This window comes from Caballeronia arationis, assembly GCF_001544975.2.
Taxonomy (GTDB): domain Bacteria; phylum Pseudomonadota; class Gammaproteobacteria; order Burkholderiales; family Burkholderiaceae; genus Caballeronia; species Caballeronia arationis.
This window is the reverse complement of record NZ_FCOG02000520.1, coordinates 1-865: the sequence shown is the minus strand read 5'-3', so window position 1 is coordinate 865 and position 865 is coordinate 1. Positions and strand designations below refer to the sequence as shown.

General features: G+C 66.1%; 2 protein-coding genes. Both read right to left on the bottom strand.

Features of this window, described 5'->3' with window-relative positions; all coding sequences use genetic code 11:
* Positions 1–607 (bottom strand): IS3 family transposase (locus tag AWB81_RS43605; protein WP_144444417.1); only part of this gene is annotated, 607 nt, incomplete at its 3' end.
* Positions 604–865: hypothetical protein (locus AWB81_RS46315; RefSeq protein WP_062644800.1), on the bottom strand; the 262-nt coding region annotated here is incomplete at its 5' end. The genes AWB81_RS46315 and AWB81_RS43605, both read right to left, overlap by 4 nt.

Here is an 865-nt window from a genome sequence, read left to right as displayed (position 1 = left end):
CCATGCGCAGCGTCAGGCCCCGACCAACCTCGGCACCCGTGCCGCCGAATTCACCCAGCAGTCCCTGTGCGATCGGCTGCAAGGCGGCGAACCGGTTGCCCGTCTTGACCGCATGGATGCCGACGCAGCAGGCGTCGCAATGATCAACCGCCGAGAACACCCAGACCCAGCCGTCATCCACGGTCTCGATGCGCACGCCGTCGGTGCCCCACATTTCGTTCGGGCGGCTCGTCGTGATCGTGCCGTCGTGCAGAGACGACTTACCCTGAGGCCGACGATGCGGCGACAGCAAAGCGTTCTCCCGCATCAGCCGCAGCACACGGGTGCGCGAGACGCGGATGTCGCGCAGGATACGCAACCGCGCCCATACCTTGCGGTGCCCCTCGCCGATAAACGGCGAGGCCGCCAGATCGGCCCGGATGGCATTCAGAAGGTCGGCGTCGGGCATCCTTGGCTTCGGGCCGCGCCGCTGTGCCACGAGTGGCACCACGTTGCTCGACTCGCGCGCACGAGCGGCATAGATCGTCGAACGCGGGAATCCGAGCACCCGGCAGACTCGCTCCAACCCATAAGGCTTGCCGGTGCCAGCGGAGATCGTGCGGCTCATTTCGACGACCTCCGGTTGACCAAAGGGTGTCGGGCCTGCCGTTCCTTGCGCAGCAGTTCGTTTTCCATGACCAGCTCGCCAATGCGCCGGGTCGCCTCGCCAAGCTTTGCCTCCAGCGGATCGTTCTCGCGCTCCTTCAGGCCGGCATCGATACCGGCCAGGGCACGCTCGCGCCATTCTTCGAGCCGGTATATCGGCACCGATACCTCGCGCGAAATGGCATCCACCGGCTCGCCGCGCAATAGCCGCAAGACGACT